The organism is Sphingomonas zeae, from assembly GCF_014197135.1.
In the GTDB taxonomy this organism is placed as follows: Bacteria; Pseudomonadota; Alphaproteobacteria; order Sphingomonadales; family Sphingomonadaceae; genus Sphingomonas; species Sphingomonas zeae.
The window spans coordinates 15,857-32,297 of record NZ_JACIFA010000012.1 but is presented as its reverse complement, the minus strand read 5'-3'; the positions used below and the strand labels follow the sequence as shown (position 1 = coordinate 32,297).

General features: G+C 65.9%; 20 protein-coding genes. 15 read left to right on the top strand and 5 right to left on the bottom strand.

Going from position 1 to position 16,441, the window contains the following annotated elements:
• Positions 1-114 precede the first annotated feature (114 nt).
• Genes accC through aroQ form a run of 3 tightly spaced genes read right to left on the bottom strand, consistent with a single transcriptional unit; the run spans position 115 to position 2,411 of the window.
• Positions 115-1,467, bottom strand: a complete 1,353-nt coding sequence (gene accC / locus GGR45_RS15385) for an acetyl-CoA carboxylase biotin carboxylase subunit (protein ID WP_175310725.1) — start codon at positions 1,465-1,467, stop codon at positions 115-117.
• A gap of 6 nt (positions 1,468-1,473) precedes the next feature.
• Positions 1,474-1,962, bottom strand: a complete 489-nt coding sequence (accB, locus tag GGR45_RS15380) for an acetyl-CoA carboxylase biotin carboxyl carrier protein (RefSeq protein WP_175310724.1) — start codon at positions 1,960-1,962, stop codon at positions 1,474-1,476.
• Between the two features lie 14 nt (positions 1,963-1,976).
• Positions 1,977-2,411 (bottom strand): type II 3-dehydroquinate dehydratase, encoded by a 435-nt coding sequence (gene aroQ / locus GGR45_RS15375; protein ID WP_175310723.1) that lies wholly within the window; start codon positions 2,409-2,411, stop codon positions 1,977-1,979.
• Positions 2,412-2,527: 116 nt separating this feature from the next.
• On the opposite strand from aroQ, the gene thiS reads away from it, so the two are divergent.
• On the top strand, positions 2,528-3,538 hold the full coding sequence (thiS, locus tag GGR45_RS15370; RefSeq protein ID WP_175310722.1) for a sulfur carrier protein ThiS: 1,011 nt from the start codon (positions 2,528-2,530) through the stop codon (positions 3,536-3,538).
• Positions 3,539-3,628: 90 nt separating this feature from the next.
• Positions 3,629-3,811, top strand: a complete 183-nt coding sequence (locus GGR45_RS15365) for a CsbD family protein (RefSeq protein WP_175310721.1) — start codon at positions 3,629-3,631, stop codon at positions 3,809-3,811.
• Between the two features lie 178 nt (positions 3,812-3,989).
• Here the strand turns inward: GGR45_RS15365 and GGR45_RS15360 are convergent, their stop codons facing one another.
• Positions 3,990-5,639, bottom strand: coding sequence for a thiamine pyrophosphate-binding protein (locus tag GGR45_RS15360; protein ID WP_175310720.1), 1,650 nt, complete (start codon positions 5,637-5,639; stop codon positions 3,990-3,992).
• 100 nt (positions 5,640-5,739) lie between these two features.
• Here GGR45_RS15360 and GGR45_RS15355 point away from each other — a divergent pair, with 100 nt between their 5' ends.
• The 6 genes from GGR45_RS15355 to leuD all read left to right on the top strand — a co-directional run bounded on the left by GGR45_RS15355 (position 5,740) and on the right by leuD (position 11,230).
• Positions 5,740-6,441, top strand: a complete 702-nt coding sequence (locus GGR45_RS15355; protein WP_175310719.1) for a CoA transferase subunit A — start codon at positions 5,740-5,742, stop codon at positions 6,439-6,441.
• A gap of 100 nt (positions 6,442-6,541) precedes the next feature.
• Positions 6,542-7,483, top strand: coding sequence for an HAD family acid phosphatase (locus GGR45_RS15350; protein ID WP_246358255.1), 942 nt, complete (start codon positions 6,542-6,544; stop codon positions 7,481-7,483).
• 2 nt (positions 7,484-7,485) lie between these two features.
• A complete protein-coding gene (locus tag GGR45_RS15345; protein WP_042490199.1) occupies positions 7,486-8,121 on the top strand; it encodes a CoA transferase subunit B in 636 nt (211 codons plus the stop codon).
• Positions 8,121-8,810, top strand: coding sequence for a glutathione S-transferase family protein (locus GGR45_RS15340; protein WP_175310718.1), 690 nt, complete (start codon positions 8,121-8,123; stop codon positions 8,808-8,810). The genes GGR45_RS15345 and GGR45_RS15340 overlap by 1 nt, the downstream gene beginning before the upstream one ends.
• A gap of 168 nt (positions 8,811-8,978) precedes the next feature.
• Complete coding sequence (gene leuC, locus GGR45_RS15335; protein ID WP_175310717.1) at positions 8,979-10,436, top strand: 3-isopropylmalate dehydratase large subunit; 1,458 nt, start codon at positions 8,979-8,981, stop codon at positions 10,434-10,436.
• 173 nt (positions 10,437-10,609) lie between these two features.
• Entirely contained in the window at positions 10,610-11,230 is a 621-nt protein-coding gene (gene leuD, locus GGR45_RS15330; RefSeq protein ID WP_175310716.1) for a 3-isopropylmalate dehydratase small subunit, read from the top strand.
• A 34-nt stretch (positions 11,231-11,264) separates the two neighbouring features.
• Here the strand turns inward: leuD and GGR45_RS19855 are convergent, their stop codons facing one another.
• A complete protein-coding gene (locus tag GGR45_RS19855; RefSeq protein ID WP_281394136.1) occupies positions 11,265-11,390 on the bottom strand; it encodes a hypothetical protein in 126 nt (41 codons plus the stop codon).
• 233 nt (positions 11,391-11,623) lie between these two features.
• Between GGR45_RS19855 and GGR45_RS15325 the strand changes: the two genes are divergently transcribed.
• The 7 genes from GGR45_RS15325 (at position 11,624) to GGR45_RS15295 (ending at position 16,436) form a co-directional block, all read left to right on the top strand.
• Entirely contained in the window at positions 11,624-11,947 is a 324-nt protein-coding gene (locus tag GGR45_RS15325) for a DUF1476 domain-containing protein (protein WP_175310715.1), read from the top strand.
• Between the two features lie 2 nt (positions 11,948-11,949).
• Positions 11,950-12,186: a BolA/IbaG family iron-sulfur metabolism protein gene (locus GGR45_RS15320; protein ID WP_175310714.1), complete on the top strand. Its 237-nt coding sequence runs from the start codon at positions 11,950-11,952 to the stop codon at positions 12,184-12,186.
• Between the two features lie 24 nt (positions 12,187-12,210).
• Positions 12,211-12,534: a Grx4 family monothiol glutaredoxin gene (gene grxD, locus GGR45_RS15315; protein WP_175310713.1), complete on the top strand. Its 324-nt coding sequence runs from the start codon at positions 12,211-12,213 to the stop codon at positions 12,532-12,534.
• 230 nt (positions 12,535-12,764) lie between these two features.
• On the top strand, positions 12,765-13,133 hold the full coding sequence (locus GGR45_RS15310) for a BlaI/MecI/CopY family transcriptional regulator (RefSeq protein ID WP_175310712.1): 369 nt from the start codon (positions 12,765-12,767) through the stop codon (positions 13,131-13,133).
• Complete coding sequence (locus GGR45_RS15305; protein WP_285139297.1) at positions 13,130-14,755, top strand: M56 family metallopeptidase; 1,626 nt, start codon at positions 13,130-13,132, stop codon at positions 14,753-14,755. Before GGR45_RS15310 ends, GGR45_RS15305 begins: the two co-directional genes overlap by 4 nt.
• Before the next feature lie 92 nt (positions 14,756-14,847).
• Positions 14,848-15,705: an MBL fold metallo-hydrolase gene (locus GGR45_RS15300; RefSeq protein WP_175310711.1), complete on the top strand. Its 858-nt coding sequence runs from the start codon at positions 14,848-14,850 to the stop codon at positions 15,703-15,705.
• Complete coding sequence (locus GGR45_RS15295) at positions 15,687-16,436, top strand: DUF4230 domain-containing protein (protein WP_175310710.1); 750 nt, start codon at positions 15,687-15,689, stop codon at positions 16,434-16,436. The genes GGR45_RS15300 and GGR45_RS15295 overlap by 19 nt, the downstream gene beginning before the upstream one ends.
• Positions 16,437-16,441: the final 5 nt, after the last annotated feature.

The following is a 16,441-nucleotide window of genomic DNA, read 5'->3' as shown; positions in this document are numbered from 1 at the left end:
GCCATGGGCAGGCAGGAATGTGGAGGGGTAATCCCCGCTTCCGGGCACATAAAAGCCCCCTCCCGGCTGGGGAGGAGGCCTTTTATGTCCATCCCGATCAGGGAGCAGGGCGGTTTACGCGCCCTGCTTGGCCAGCCATTCCTCCAGCCATTTGATCGTGTAGTCGCCCTTAAGGAACTCCGGGTCATCGAGCAGCGACTGATGGAGCGGGATGGTGGTCTTCATCCCCTCGATCACGAACTCTTCCAGCGCGCGACGCAGACGGCGCAATGCGCCTTCGCGGGTCGTGCCGTACACGATCAGCTTGGCGATCATGCTGTCGTAATAAGGCGGGACCTTATAGCCCTGGTAGAGCCCGCTATCGACGCGGACATGCATCCCACCCGGTGCGTGATACATCTTCACCGTGCCCGGCGAGGGGGCGAAGGTGCGCGGGTCTTCCGCGTTGATGCGGCACTCGATGGCATGACCCCGGAACTGCACATCCTCCTGACGCAGGGTCAGCGGGTGACCCTCGGCGATGCGGATCTGCTCGCGCACCAGGTCCAGGCCGGTAATCATCTCGGTAACGGGATGCTCGACCTGAAGGCGGGTGTTCATCTCGATGAAATAGAACTCGCCGTCTTCCCACAGGAATTCGATCGTGCCCGCACCGCGATAGCCCATATCGGCCATCGCCTTGGCGACCACGCCGCCCATGCGCGAACGCTCCTCGGCCGTGATGATCGGCGAGGGGGCTTCCTCCAGCACCTTCTGGTGGCGGCGCTGGAGCGAGCAGTCGCGCTCGCCCAGATGGATCGCCTGGCCATTGCCGTCACCGAACACCTGGAACTCGATATGCCGGGGGTTGCCCAGATATTTTTCCATGTAGACGGTGGCATCGCCGAACGCGGCCTTCGCTTCCGAACCCGCCTGCTGCATCAACGTTTCGAGCTGGTCCTCGGAGGGCACGACCTTCATGCCGCGACCGCCGCCGCCCGATGCCGCCTTGATGAGCACTGGATAGCCGATCTCGGCGGCCAGCGCCTTGGCCTCCTCGATATCCGAAATCGCACCGGCGGAACCGGGCACCAGCGGCAGTCCGAGCGCACCGGCGGTGCGCTTGGCCTCCACCTTGTCGCCCATGATCCGGATATGCTCGGGCTTCGGGCCGACGAAGATCAGACCGTGCGCCTCGACGATCTCGGCGAACTTGGCGTTCTCCGAGAGGAAACCGTAGCCGGGGTGGATGGCATCCGCGCCCGAAATCTCCGCGGCGGAGATGATGTTCGGGATGTTGAGATAGCTGTCACCGGCCGCGGGCGGGCCGATGCACACCGCCTGGTCGGCGAGGCGCACATGCATGGCATCGGCGTCGGCCGTGGAATGCACGGCGACGGTTTCGATTCCCATCTCGTGACAGGCACGGTGGATGCGAAGCGCGATCTCACCGCGATTGGCGATCAGGAGTTTCTTGATCTGCGCCAAGGCGGATTACTCGACGACGACCAGGGGCTGGTCGAACTCGACCGGCTGGCCGTTCTCGACCAGGACGGCAGTGACGGTGCCCGCCGCCGTCGCGGTGATCGGGTTCATCACCTTCATAGCCTCTACGATCAGCAGCGTGTCGCCGGCGGCGACCTTCTGGCCGATCGAGGCGAAGGGCTTGGCACCCGGCTCGGCCGACAGATAGACGGTGCCGACCATCGGCGACTTCACGGCGTTGGCCGATACGGCAGGCGTAGCAGCTTCCGCAGGCAGGGCAGCCGCGATCGGCGCGGCCGCCACCGGGGCGGGTGCGGCAGCGGCGGGCGCCGGGGCATAGGCCATCGGTGCGGCGGGAGCCGCCTTGCGCGCGACGCGGATTTTGCGGTCGCCATGCTCGACCTCGATCTCGGTCAGGGCGGTGGCGTCGAGCAGCTCGGCGAGCTGACGGACGAGGTCGACATCGACCTTCATGGCTTGTTCAGTCTTTTCGGTCATGGAACGCGCTCCTGTCAGAACCGGGCGGCGGCTTCAAGCGCGAGCAGATAGGATTGCGCGCCAAAACCGGCGATTGTGCCTTTTGCGGCACGCCCGATGAAACTCTCATGGCGGAAGGGCTCCCGTGCATGAGGGTTGGATAGATGAACCTCGATCACCGGGGTCGTCACCGACTTGATCGCGTCGTGAATCGCAATCGAGGTGTGGGTAAAACCCCCGGCATTGAGCAGCACGGCTTTCGCTTCGTAAGCCTGGGCCTCGTGCAACCAGTCGATCAGATGGCCTTCATGGTTGGACTGGCGCATGTCGATCTCCAGGTCGAGCTCCCGCGCGCGATCCTCGAGCATCCCCGCAATATCGTCCAGCGTATCATGACCATAGATATGCGGCTCGCGCATACCCAGCAGGTTCAGGTTCGGCCCGTTGAGGACGTAAACGGTCGCGGGCATCGGCACTCCCATGGTTGCGGCTCGGGGTGGCCGGGCCTAGATCGAGGGCCTTCCTTAACCGCTAACCCCGTCCCGCGTCGAGATTGGGTGGCGACTGCATGGTAAGTGACACGCATATGCCCCATACCGACGGAACCGTGACCATCACCGTGAATGGCGAGCACAAGCGCGTCGCGGCCGGGCTGTCGCTCGCTGATCTGGCGAGCCAGCTGGGGCTGGTGCCCGAAAAGGTGGCGGTCGAGCGCAATCTTGAGGTCGTGCCGCGCTCGACGCTGGCGCAGGTGCAGGTCGAGGATGGCGATGAGATCGAGATCGTTCATTTTGTCGGCGGCGGCGACCATGCGGTGGCGGTCTCGGACGACGATTCGTGGGAAGTGGCGGGGCGGCGTTTCCGTTCGCGCCTGATCGTCGGCACCGGCAAATATAAGGACTTTGCGCAGAACGCGGCGGCGGTCGAGGCGGCCGGGGCGGAGATCGTCACGGTCGCGGTCCGCCGCGTCAATGTGTCGGATCGCAATGCGCCGATGCTGACCGACTATATCGATCCCAAGAAGATCACCTATCTGCCCAACACGGCAGGCTGCTTCACCGCCGAGGATGCGATCCGCACGCTGCGTCTGGCGCGCGAGGCGGGCGGCTGGGAACTGGTCAAGCTGGAGGTACTGGGTGAGGCGAAGACCCTTTACCCGGATATGTATGAGACGCTGCGCGCCACCGAAATCCTGGCCAAGGAAGGCTTCAAGCCGATGGTCTATTGCGTCGACGACCCAATCGCCGCCAAGCGGCTGGAGGATGTCGGCGCGGTCGCGATCATGCCGCTCGGTGCCCCGATCGGATCGGGCTTGGGCATCCAGAACAAGGTGACGATCCGCCTGATCGTCGAGGGCGCCAAGGTGCCGGTGCTGGTCGATGCGGGCGTCGGCACCGCGTCGGAAGCGGCCGTCGCGATGGAGCTGGGCTGTGACGGCGTGCTGATGAACACCGCTATTGCCGAGGCCAAGGACCCGGTGCTGATGGCCCGCGCGATGAAGGCGGGGGTCGAGGCGGGCCGAATGGCGTATCGCGCCGGGCGCATGGGAATGCGGCGCTACGCCGACCCGTCGAGCCCGCTGGCCGGGCTCATCTGACTTTAATTTCACGGAACTTGCCGCGTAACAAACCGTTGTGTTTCCGAGTGTTCAACGGGATTTTTCAATCCCCAGTAAATGGAGGCCTCAATGGGTGAGCTGACCGACAAGATCAAGGGCAACGTCAACGAAATGGTTGGCAAGGCCAAGGAAGCCTTGGGTGATCACAACCGCGACGCCGACATGAAAGCGGAAGGACAGGCCCAGCAAGTCGAGGGCAAGGGCCAGCAGCTGAAGGGTTCGGTCAAGGGTGCCCTTGGCGACAACATCTGAACATGCTAGTCGTTCTCTGACTAAAGCAATCAGCAACGACCTCGCCGCCCCGGTTATGCCGGGGCGGTTTTCTTTTGCCTTGCGTCAATGGGCAGCATCATCGCTTTGGCTATGGTAGCGCTATTTGGGCGATCGGCGCGGTCGATGTGTCTGCGATATTCGCCCTCCTGGGGAAGACTTAGCGTACCGCGATTCGCGACAGGGTCGTGGCGGGGGTGATGACCTCTATGTCCGTCTTCAGATGCAACAGTTTTACCCCCGTCTCCGCCATGGCGCGGGATAGGGCGGGGGCGAAATCCTCGGTACGCGTCACCGTCTCGCTCCAGCAGCCATAGGCGCGGGCGAGGGCGGCAAAATCGGGGTTAGAAAGCGCGGTCCCTGCCACCCGGCCTGGATATTCCCGCTCCTGATGCATCCGAATCGTGCCATAGCCGCCATTGTCGATCACGATCACCAGCATCGATGCGCCGTGCTGGACGGCGGTGGCCAGTTCCTGTCCGTTCATCAGGAAGCATCCGTCGCCCGCCAGCGCGACGACCATGCGATTGGGATGGCGCAGGGCGGCGGCGGTGGCGGCGGGCACGCCATAGCCCATCGCGCCGCAGGTCGGGGCAAGTTGGCACCCCGGTTCGTAGCGCCAATAACGGTGCCACCATCCCGAATAATTGCCGGCACCATTGCAGAGGATCGTCGTGGCGGGCAGCGTCTGGCGCATCGCTTCGACGCATTGTCCCAGATCCAACGTCACGCCGTCGCGGGGGGACGGCTCGGACCAGGCAAGATATTCGCCATGCGCTTGCGCGCCCGAGGGGTGTGGCCGGCCGCGTTCGGTCGCCATCAGCTCCAGCATGGCGACGGCCTCCGCCACGTCGCAGCAGAGCGCCAGATCCGTCCGATAGACGCTATGAAGTTCGTCGGGATCGGGATGAACGTGGATCAGCGTCTGGCCGGGATGGTCGGGCGTAATGACGGTGTATCCATCGGTCGTCGCTTCCCCCAGACGTGCACCCATTACGATCAGCAGATCGGCATGACGCACGCGGGCGACGAGGGCCGGGTTAGGGCCATAGCCCAGATTGCCTGCATAGACCGGGCAAGTCGCGGAAACCGCATCCTGCCGCCGGAACGCGGCGACCAGCGGCACACCCGCGGCTTCGCCCCATTTTTCGACCAGTGCGATGGTGTCCGCGTCCCAATGCGCGCCGCCGATGATCGCCACCGGACGCTCCGCCTTGCCGATCATGTCATGAACGGTCAGCGCATCGATGATCGATACGTCCTGCGCAGGCCTTTCGATCCGGGGGCGGGGGGTGCCCTCGACCATGTCGCACAGCATGTCTTCGGGCAGCGCCAGTACCACCGGCCCCGGCCGTCCGCTCATCGCCATGGCATAGGCGCGGGCGACATATTCCGGGATTCGCGCGGCATCATCGATTCGCGCGGTCCATTTGGCGAGCGGCGCGAACATCGCCTGGAAATCGACCTCCTGAAAGGCTTCGCGGTCGCGAGTGCCCCGGTCGACATCGCCGATGAACAGGATCATCGGCTGCGAATCCTGGCGCGCGACATGCACGCCGATCGCGGCGTTGGTCGCGCCTGGCCCGCGGGTGACGAAGGCGATGCCCGGTCGCCCGGTCAGCTTGCCGTCGGCACAGGCCATGAAGGTCACGCCGCCCTCTTGTCGGCACGTCACCAGGTCGATGGCGGGCGTGTCGTGCAGCGCGTCGAGCACCGCCAGGAAACTCTCCCCCGGCACGGTGAAGATACGGTCGCACCCCTGTTCGAGAAGCGCATCGACAAGCAGGCGTCCGCCGGTTTTCGTGGTCATGGGCCACAGCCTAGCCGCGGTTCCTTTCAAAGGGCAAACGCCGGGTTGACCCGGCTCCACGCCTCCGCCTAACGCTCATGCAAATCTAGGGAGGACGCCCATGCAGAAGCTTTATCCCGACGCGGCTACCGCGCTCGATGGCCTGCTCCATGACGGCATGACGATCTGCGCCGGTGGATTCGGCCTGTGCGGTATCCCCGAGCGCCTGATCGATGCGATCGAGGCCGCCGGGGTCAAGGACCTGACCATCGCCAGCAACAATGCCGGGATCGATGGCGTCGGGCTGGGCAAGCTGCTGCGCTCGCACCAGGTCAGGAAAATGATCTCCTCCTATGTCGGCGAGAACAAGGAGTTCGAGCGGCAATATCTGTCGGGCGAGTTGGAGGTCGAGTTCTGTCCGCAGGGCACGCTGGCCGAACGCTGCCGGGCCGGGGGCGCGGGCATTCCCGGTTTCTATACCAAGACCGGCGTCGGTACGAAGGTTGCCGAGGGCAAGGAAGTGAAGCAGTTCGACGGGGAGGATTATATCCTCGAACGCGGCATCCGCGCCGACCTGTCGATCATCAAGGGGTGGAAGGCCGATGAGGCCGGGAACCTGATCTTTCGCAAGACAGCGCGCAACTTCAACCAGCCGATGGCGACCGCGGGCCGCATCTGCGTGGCCGAGGTGGAGGAAGTGGTACCGGTCGGCAGCCTCGATCCCGACCAGATTCATCTGCCCGGCATCTATGTGAAGCGGATGATCGTCGGTGCGCCGTACGAAAGGAAGATCGAGTTCCGCACGGTTCGCGAGCGGGCCTGATTCTTGGGGGCGGGGATGCGGAGAGCGCCAGCCCTCCCCCCGACCCCCTCCCGCCTGCGGGAGGGGGAGCGTGCTTGGCAAACCTTGGGGGCGTAAACGCATGTTGAAGCAAGACGACATCTGCAATACCTCTCCCCTCCCGCAAGCGGGAGGGGCTGGGGGAGGGCGACCCGGCCCGAGGCTGGGCGCCGCACTCGCCACCGCCCTGACCCTGTCCGGCTGCGTCGTCGCGGTCGGCAACAACGGCACGTCCGCGCCTCCTCCGGCCGCCATCAATCCCAAGCTGGCGGGCATGCAATATCTCTACGGCTCGGCCGAGGCCGACGCGATCTCTCGCCAGGCCTGGAACGCGCTCGTCACCTATGCCGCCGACCGGGTACGCCGCCCCCAGCCCGACAGCGTCGTGCTGGCGCAAGGCGCGAGCCTCGAAAGCCCGCGCTTCGTGCCTTGCGCGGGCAAGCGTCCGGCGGCGGTTTTCGACGTCGACGAGACGGTCCTCCAGAATCTCGGCTTCGAATATGACGACCTGACCGGCCGCCCCGACCGCGACTTCCCCAGTCGCTGGCGCGCCTGGGAACAGAGCGACGGCCATGCCGTGCTGCCCACGCCCGGTGCGGCGGCAGCGATCGCCGATCTGCGGGCGATGGGTGTGACGGTGATCTTCAACACCAACCGCGACGATCCCGCCGGGTCGGCGCGCGTGATCGAGGCGGCGGGGCTCGGCCCGGCGGTGCATGGCGACACGCTGTTCGTGCGCCCCGACACGGGGAGTGGCGACAACAAGGACCCGCGCCGCTGGCAGATTGCGCAGCGTTACTGCGTGATCGCAATGGGCGGCGACCAGCTGGGCGATTTCAGCGAGTTGTTCAACACATCTGCTACCGTGGCGCAGCGTCGCACCCGTGCCGATGGCCCGCGCATCGCGGCGCTGTGGGGACGCGGCTGGTTCGTCTTCCCGAACCCCGTTTACGGCAAGGCGCTGAAGGGCAGCCCCGACGACATCTTCCCCGCCGACCGGCGGTGGCATCCGACAGGAGAGTAACCATGGCCTGGACCCGCGACGAAATGGCCGCCCGTGCCGCCAAGGAATTGAAGGACGGCTTCTACGTCAATCTCGGCATCGGCATCCCGACACTCGTTGCCAATCATATTCCGCAAGGGGTTGAGGTTACGCTACAATCCGAAAACGGGATGCTGGGCATCGGGCCGTTTCCTTATGACGACGAAGTCGATCCCGACCTCATCAACGCAGGCAAGCAGACGATCAGCGAGCTGCCGCACTCGGTCTATTTCTCGTCAGCCGACAGCTTCGCGATGATCCGGGGCGGGCATATCGACCTGACGGTGCTCGGCGCGATGGAGGTGTCCGAGGGCGGCGACATCGCCAACTGGATGATCCCCGGCAAGATGATCAAGGGCATGGGCGGCGCGATGGACCTGGTCGCGGGCGTCAAGAAGATCATCGTCGTCATGGAGCACAACGCCAAGGACGGCAGCCCGAAGTTCATCCCCGAATGCACCCTGCCGCTGACCGGGCGCAACGTGGTCGACATGATCGTCACCGATCTGGCGGTGTTCCAGCGGCCCGATCACGACAGCGCCTTCCGCCTGATCGAATGCGCGCCGGGCGTCACCGCCGATGAGGTGGCAGCCAAGACGACGGCCAAGTTCGAACGCTGATGGCCTATACGCTCGTCACCGCGAACCGGAATTATTCGAGCTGGTCGCTGCGCCCCTGGCTGCTGATGAAGGCATCGGGGATCGCCTTCACCGATCGGATCGAGCCGTTCGCGGCGGCGGAGAATTACGAATCGTTCCGGGCCTTTTCGCCGACGGGGCAGGTGCCGGTGCTGCTCGACGGCGAGCGGACGGTGTGGGATTCGCTGGGCATCGCGCTGTATCTGGCAGAGCGACATCCGGGCGTCTGGCCGGAGGACGAGGCGGCGCGCGCCTGGGCGATGTGCGCGGTGGCGGAAATGCATGGCGGCTTTGCTGCGCTGCGCTCCGAGCGAACGATGAGTGTCGGCGTGCGGGCGGATGCGAAGCCGCCATCGGTTCGGCTGGACCGCGACGTCGCGCGGCTGGCGGAACTGTGGGGCGAGGGGCTTTCGCACTTCGGCGGGCCTTGGCTGGCGGGGGATCGGTTTTCGGCGGTGGACGCCTTCTACGCGCCGGTGGCGTTCCGGGTGCGGACCTATGGCATCGATGTAGGCGCACCGGGGGCGGCCTGGGTCGAGGCGGTCCTGGCGCATCCGGCGATGCTCGATTGGGAGGCACAGGCATTGGCCGAGACGTGGCGCGACCCGGCGCATGAAATCGAGCTGGCCGAGTGTGGCCGGGTGACGGAGGATTTTCGTGCCAAGGGGTGAGGGGGGCGAACGGCGTGGGGGAGGTGGCTTGCCCAACTTCCGTTCAGCCTGAGCGAAGTCGAAGGCCACGCACATCGCTCGCCTACATGACAAATGCGCCACTCAAGCGAAATAACATTGCGCCCGACCTTTGCGTCGCGCGCCTTTTCGGATAACAGCGCCCCCATCATGGCCCAACGACCCCAGACGCTGTACGAGAAGATCTGGGCCGCGCACGTTGTCGAACGGCGGCCCGATGGCACCTGTCTCATCTATATCGACCGACACCTCGTCCATGAGGTGACGAGCCCGCAGGCGTTCGAGGGGCTCCGCGCGGCGGGGCGCAAGGTGCGGCGTCCGGAGCTGACGCTGGCGGTTCCCGATCATAACCTGCCGACGACGCCGCGTACGGACGCCAACGGCCAATTGCTGCCCATCGCCGACCCGGAAAGTGCGCAGCAACTGGAAGCGCTTCGCCGCAACACCGCCGAGTTCGGCGTCGATTATATCGATGCGACGGCGGCGGCGCAGGGCATCGTCCATGTCGTCGGGCCGGAGCAGGGCTTTACCCTGCCGGGCACCACGCTCGTCTGCGGCGACAGCCATACCTCGGCGCACGGGGCGCTGGGCGCGCTGGCCTTCGGCATCGGCACGTCCGAGGTCGAGCATGTGCTGGCGACCCAGACGCTGCTGCTCTCGCCCTCCAAGACGATGGAGGTCCGCGTCGACGGCACGCTGGGTCACGGCGTATCGGCCAAGGACGTGGTTCTGGCGATCATCGGCAAGATCGGTGCGGCGGGCGGTACCAGCCATGTCATCGAATTTACCGGCAGCGTCATCCGCAATCTGTCGGTGGAAGGTCGCCTGACCATCGCCAACATGTCGATCGAGGGCGGCGCGCGGGCCGGGCTGATCGCGCCGGACGAGACGACCTTCGCCTATTTGAAGGGGCGTCCCATGGCGCCCAAGGGTGAGGACTGGGAGAAGGCGGTCGCCTGGTGGCGGACGCTGCCGACCGATCCGGGCGCGGTGTACGACAAGGTGGTGACGCTCGACGCCACCGACATCGCGCCCAACCTGACCTGGGGCACCAGCCCCGAGGACGTGGTGCCGATCACCGGCGTCGTGCCCGATCCCGACAGCTTCACCGATCCGTCGAAGCGCGAAGCGGCGCGCAAGTCGCTGGATTATATGGGGCTGACCCCCGGCACCGCGATGCAGGACATCGATGTCCAGCATGTCTTCATCGGCAGCTGCACCAACAGCCGGATCGAGGATCTGCGCGCCGCCGCCGCCGTGGCGCGCGACCGCAAGGTTGCCGACGGCGTGCGGGCGTTGGTCGTGCCTGGCTCCGGCCTGGTCAAGCGTCAGGCCGAGGCCGAGGGGCTGGACCGCGTGTTCGTGCAGGCGGGCTTCGAGTGGCGCGAGCCGGGCTGCTCGATGTGCCTGGCGATGAACCCCGACAAGGTCCCCGCGGGCGAGCGCTGTGCTTCGACGTCGAACCGCAATTTTGTCGGGCGGCAGGGTCCGGGCGCGCGCACTCATCTGCTGTCCCCCGCCATGGCGGCCGCAGCGGCCGTGACCGGGCGCCTTTTCGACGTTAGAGAGTTGAAAGTCCACGATTTCAGTCGTGAAGGCATCTCATAGGGACAATTGGGGACACGCATTATGAAGCACGTATTGGTCATGCTCGTCACCGGCGCCGTTCTATGCGGCGCGGCCGCCTACGCCGCAGGGGTCGCCTCGCGCCCCGCCGTGGCCGAGCAGCGTCCGCAGCGCGCCGGCTGACGCGGACGCTTTTGGAAGGCAGGGATGATGGAATGAACCCGGTTACGACCGTCTCGGGCACCGCTTACCCTTGGGGTGCCAAGAATATCGACACGGATGTCATCATCCCGGCGCATTGGCTGAAGACGATCACCCGTGCCGGCCTTGGGCGCGGTGCGTTCGAGACGGTGCGGGCGCAGCCGGGCAACATCTTTGACGATCCCGCCTATGCAGGCGCGCCGATCCTGATCGCGGGCGACAATTTCGGCTGCGGCTCCAGTCGCGAGCACGCGGCGTGGGCGCTGGCGGACATGGGCATCCAGGCGGTGATCGCGCCCAGCTTTTCCGACATCTTTTCGGGCAATGCCTTCAAGAATGGCATCGTCCCGGTGGTCCTGCCGCAGGAGGCGGTCGACCGACTGATCGAGGTGGCAAAGGACCAGCCCATCACGGTCGATCTGGAGACGATGACCGTCACCACGCCGTTTCAGGATCGGTTCGCCTTCGAGTTGGACCCGTTTCGTCGCGAATGCCTGATGAAGGGGCTGGACGAAGTCGGTCTGACCCTGGCTCGGGACGAGGCGATCGGCAGTTTCGAGGGCGAGATGGCCGAGGGGCGGCCCTGGATCGCCGGGCGGCAGCGATTGGACGCGACCACAGCCGGAACCGCTTGAGCCGAGCCGGACGCGCCGCGTTGGAGCGGAGCGATCAGGACGCGATGACGACGATCCCGGCAATGACCGCCCACATCGCGAGCGATCCGATCAGGCCGTTGACGATGCCCAGCATCGGGTCATGTAGACGATCCGGTGGCATCGGGCGGGGGGTAGGCATGACACTCTCCTAGACTATCGGTGACGGCCCAGGAGTTCCCGAGGCCATCCCGCTTTGGTTCTCATGACAATTACGCACCGAAAGGGGTGCGCGTTCCCACCATTTCACAGCCGGAATGTTTCCGTGGGGCATCTCGCGACACCCGATCGGTACATCGGTTGCGCGCGGGCGCGCCGGCTCCTATCTCGGGCACGTGTTTGGATTGCCTATATGGGTTGGGGGATGGCGGACGGATGACCAGTTTCGACGAACGCAGAAAGGGCTTCGAGGCCAAATTCGTGGCTGACCACGACATGCTGTTCCGCATCACGGCGCGGCGCAACCGGCTGGTCGCGCAATGGGCGGCCGAGCGGATGAAGCTGACGCCCGCCGAAACCGACGCCTATGCGAAGGCGGTGGTGCAGGCCGATTTCGAGGAGGCGGGCGATGAGGATGTCATTCGCAAGCTGCTCGGCGACCTGACCGCCGCCGGGATCAACGTGGACGAGGCCGAAGTCCGCCGCGCCCTTGACGAGAAGCAGGTCGAGGCGCGCCGCCAATTGATGGAGAGCCGCTGACCATGCCGATGGCCGCCGACGATATCGCTGCGATGATCCGCGCCGCCATTCCTGACGCTGATGTCCAGATCACCGATCTGGCCGGGGACGGCGATCACTATGCCGCACACGTCACCGCCGCCAGCTTTGCAGGCATGAGCCGTGTCGCGCGCACCCGTGCCGTCTATGCCGCCCTCGGCGGACGCATGGGGGGCGAGCTTCATGCGCTGCAACTGACCACCGCGGTTACGGCCGCCTGACCCGTTTCCCTGAGGACGAATGATATGACCGATGATGTGAATGCGCGGATCGACGCGCTGGTGAAGGACAATGCCGTCCTGCTGTTCATGAAGGGGACGCCGCTCTTCCCGCAATGCGGCTTTTCCAGCCGCGCGGTGGCGATCCTGAACCATCTGGACGTGCCGTTCGAGAGCGTCGACGTGCTTCAGGACCAGGGCATCCGCCAGGGCATCAAGGCCTATTCGGACTGGCCGACCATCCCCCAGCTCTATGTGAAGGGCGAGTTCGTCGGTGGGTCGGACATCATGATGGAGATGTACGAAAGCGGAGAGCTGGCTGAGCTGGTCCAGGATGTGAAGACCGCGTGATGCTACGGAGGGCCGGATGAAAATCCGGCCCTTTTTCTATCCTCCCCGGCACGGGGGGGCAGCGAAGCTAGTGGAGGGGGATCGCCGCTGGCGAGTCCTGTGTGGATGCCCCCCTCCGTCATCGCTGACGCGATGCCACCTCCCCGTGCCGGGGAGGATCGAAATCGCCCTATTGACTACGCCTGTAATCGTAATAGGATTACGCTTGTAATCAATAAGAGGGCGAGTCGATGGCCGAGCGTATCAGCGATGCCGAACATGCCGTGATGGAGGTCCTGTGGGAGGAGGCTCCCTTGACCGCGCAGGATGTCGCGGAGCGGGTCGACCCGGAACGCGGCTGGAGCACCAACACCGTCAAGACGCTGCTCGGCCGCCTGCTCGCGAAGAGCGCCATCGCGCATGAGGAGCAGGGGCGGCGTTACCTGTACCGTCCGCTGGTCGCGCGCGACGATTATGTGGTGGGCGAGTCCCGCCGCCTGATCGACCGGCTCTTTGGCGGCCGCCTGACCCCGCTGGTCGCGCATCTGGCCGAGCGTGACGAACTTACCGCGCAGGACATTTCGGAGATCGAGGCGCTGCTCAAGGAGCTGAAGGCGTGAGCGGCGCGCAACTCGGCTGGGCGGTGGAGGCGATGATCGCCTCGACACTGCTGATGGCGCTGGTCCTGCTGGTTCGCCGCCATGTCCGCCAGGCTTTTGGACCGCAGATCGCCTATGCGCTCTGGGCGTTGCCGCTGCTTCGCCTGATCCTGCCGCCGCTGCCGCGCGGCCTGTCGGAGCAGGCGACCCCGCCGCTCGCCGCCGCGAGCCAAAGCATTGCCACCTATGTCGTGATGCCGATGGCGGAACAGATGCCCGCGACGCTCGCGGAGCCGAGCCTGTGGCCGATGGTGGAGCAGGGCGTGGCGCTGCTCTGGATCGTTGGGGCAGCGGGCTTTCTCGGTTTCCAGCTACTGCGTCACTGGCGGTTCCGCGCGCGCCTGCTCGCAACGGCCGAGGCGCTGGATGCGATCGCGGGGGTTCGCGTCGTCGCCAGCGACGGTGCGCCGGGGCCGCTCGCCTTCGGGATCTGGCGCCGTTATGTCGCCTTCCCGCGCGATTTCGCCGAGCGTTACGATGCCGACGAGCGCGACCTGGCGCTGGCGCATGAGCTGGGCCACCATGCCCGTGGCGACCTGATCGCCAACTGGATCGCGCTCGCGGTGCTGGCGCTCCACTGGTTCAATCCCGTGGCGTGGCGGGCCTTCCACGCGTTCCGTGCCGACCAGGAACTGGCCAATGACGCTCGCGTCCTGAAAGGGCGCAGCCGCGCCGATCGGCATGTCTATGCCTGCGCCATCGTGAAGGCCGCGCATGGCCGCGCCCTGTCGGGCGCCTGTCACCTGCATACCATCGATGATCTGAAAGGGAGGCTGAAGATGTTGACCACTTCTCCGACATCGCGTCGCCAGCTGGCAATGGGGGGCGCGACCGTATCACTGCTCGTGTTGGCGGGGCTGGGGGCGACCGCCTCGGGTACGCCGGCGGCGGCGGCCCTGACGAAGAAGGTCGAGCGGACATTGGGCGTCGACCTGACCAGCACCGTCGCGGTCCTGCCCGCCGTCGCCCAGACAGAGCCTGAAGTGCCCAATTCGCCCGTGGCGGCGTCCGAGCCGACTGCTCCGACCGCGCCAGCCAAGCCAGTGGCTGCGGTCGCCGCGACGGCTCCGGCGACGCCCGCTGTTCCCGCCGCTCCAACCGTTTCACAGGCCGCCGAACCGCCCGCCGCCCCCCAGGCTCCGGCCGTGCCCCGGGTCCGCGTCGTCACCCTGGGCAATGGGCATAAGGTCAAGTTTGTCGGCGGCAACGGCATGGTCCCGATGGTCCCCCCGATGGTCCCCATGCCGCCGATCCCGATGATCCAGTCGCGCAGCTGCGGGACGGGCAGCAGCGATACCCGTACCAGCTATACGACCATCGACGGTAAGACCCGGCGGCAGGTTACGGTCATCTGCACCGACCGGATCGAGCATTCCGCCCGCCAGGCCTCGCTCGCCGCGCTCGGTGCCCAGCGCACGGCGCAGGTGAACATGCAGATCGCGCTGGCCAGCATCGAGAGCGCGCGCGCCTCGATCGACCGCGACCGCAACCTGTCCGAAGATGCGCGCCGCGAAGCCCTGAAGGGTCTGGCCGAAGCGACCGCCGAGCTGAAGGCCGAAATGGCAAATCGCGACCGCGACTGAGGTCGTACCGATTTTACCCCAACTCAACCCTCGTGCTCGTCCGACGGGTACGGGGGTTGCTCTTTGTCGGCGGCTTGCCCACATGACTGGCAATGGCTGAGCACCCGACCGGCATTCCGATCCTGCTTGAGCCGCTGGTCACCCGCGTGCTCGCCCCCAATGCCTCGCCCTTCACCTATACGGGCACGCAGAGCCATGTCGTAGGTGATCGCGACGTCGCGGTGATCGATCCCGGCCCCGATGATCCCGCCCATATCGAGGCGCTGACCCGCGCGATCGCCGGGCGAACGGTGGTGGCGATCCTCATCACCCATCACCATCGCGATCATAGCCCGGCCAGCCGTCCCCTTGCCCGCCTGACGGGCGCGCCGGTCGTCGGTGCCGCGCCCTTTGCGCCGGATTATGACGGCGGCCGGTCCGACGCTGCGTTCGATCGCGACTATGCCCCCGACCGGATATTGGCAGAGGGCGAGGCGGTGGGCGGCGACGGCTGGACGCTGGGCGCGATCGCCACGCCGGGGCATACGTCCAACCATCTGGCCTTCGAACTGCCCGAAACCAAGGCCCTGTTTTCGGGCGATCATGTCATGGGCTGGTCTACCAGTATCGTCTCGCCGCCGGACGGCGACATGGCCGCCTATATGGCGAGCCTGGAAAAGCTGATGGAGCGCGATGACCGCGTCTATTATCCCGGTCACGGCGAGGCGGTGGACAATCCACAGCGGCTGGTGCGCGGGATGTTGGGCCATCGCAAACAGCGCGAGGGGCAGATCTTACGGCTGCTGGCCAGTGAGGCGCAGTCCATCGCGGCGATGACCACGCGCATGTATGTCGGGCTGAACCCCAAATTGATTCCGGCAGCGGAACGATCGGTGCTGGCGCATCTTTATGACCTTCGGAACCGCGGGCTCGTCCGCGAGGAAGGAGAATCATGGACGACCGCGGCGTGACCCCGCCTATCGAAACGCCGCCGCAACCCCAGGCTCGGGCGCGCGGCGGCGTCGGCCTGTTCCTGACGAAGGTGGCGGGAGCGCTTGTCCTGCTGATCCTGGCGGGGCTGATCGCGATATGGGGTATCCAGCGCTATGTCGCCGATCGCCTGACCCCCGATCCGACGACGATTGCCCGCGCCAGCCTGGACGGCCTGCGCGAACAGAACCGGCTGTCGGCCTTCGCCGCGCGTTATGTCGCGGTCGTCACCTCGCGCCAGTCGCAACTGGGCTTTTCGACCGAGCGGACGCTCATCATGCCAGGCATGGTCCGCTATGAGGTTGATCTGGGCAAGCTGCGGCAACAGGATGTCCGCTGGGATGCGACGACCCGCGTCCTGTCGGTAACGTTGCCGCCGGTCGAGATTGACGGGCCGCAGGTCGATTTGTCGGCGATCCGCGAATATGGCTCGGGCGGCCTGCTTACGACCTTTACCGATGCCGAACAAAGGCTCGACGCCGCCAACCGCACTGCGGGGCAGGTCGAGCTGATGCGACAGGCCCGTGCACCTGCGCCGATGAAGCTGGCGCGCGATGCGACCCGGCGCGCGGTCGAGCGCAGCTTCGCCATGCCGCTGCGCGCGGCGGGCGTGGAGGCCAGCGTCAAGGTCCGCTTTTCCGACGAGCCGTCCAGCGACGAACGCTGGGATACGACACGCACGGTGCAAGAGGTTCTGAGCAACGCCGGTTGATGTGC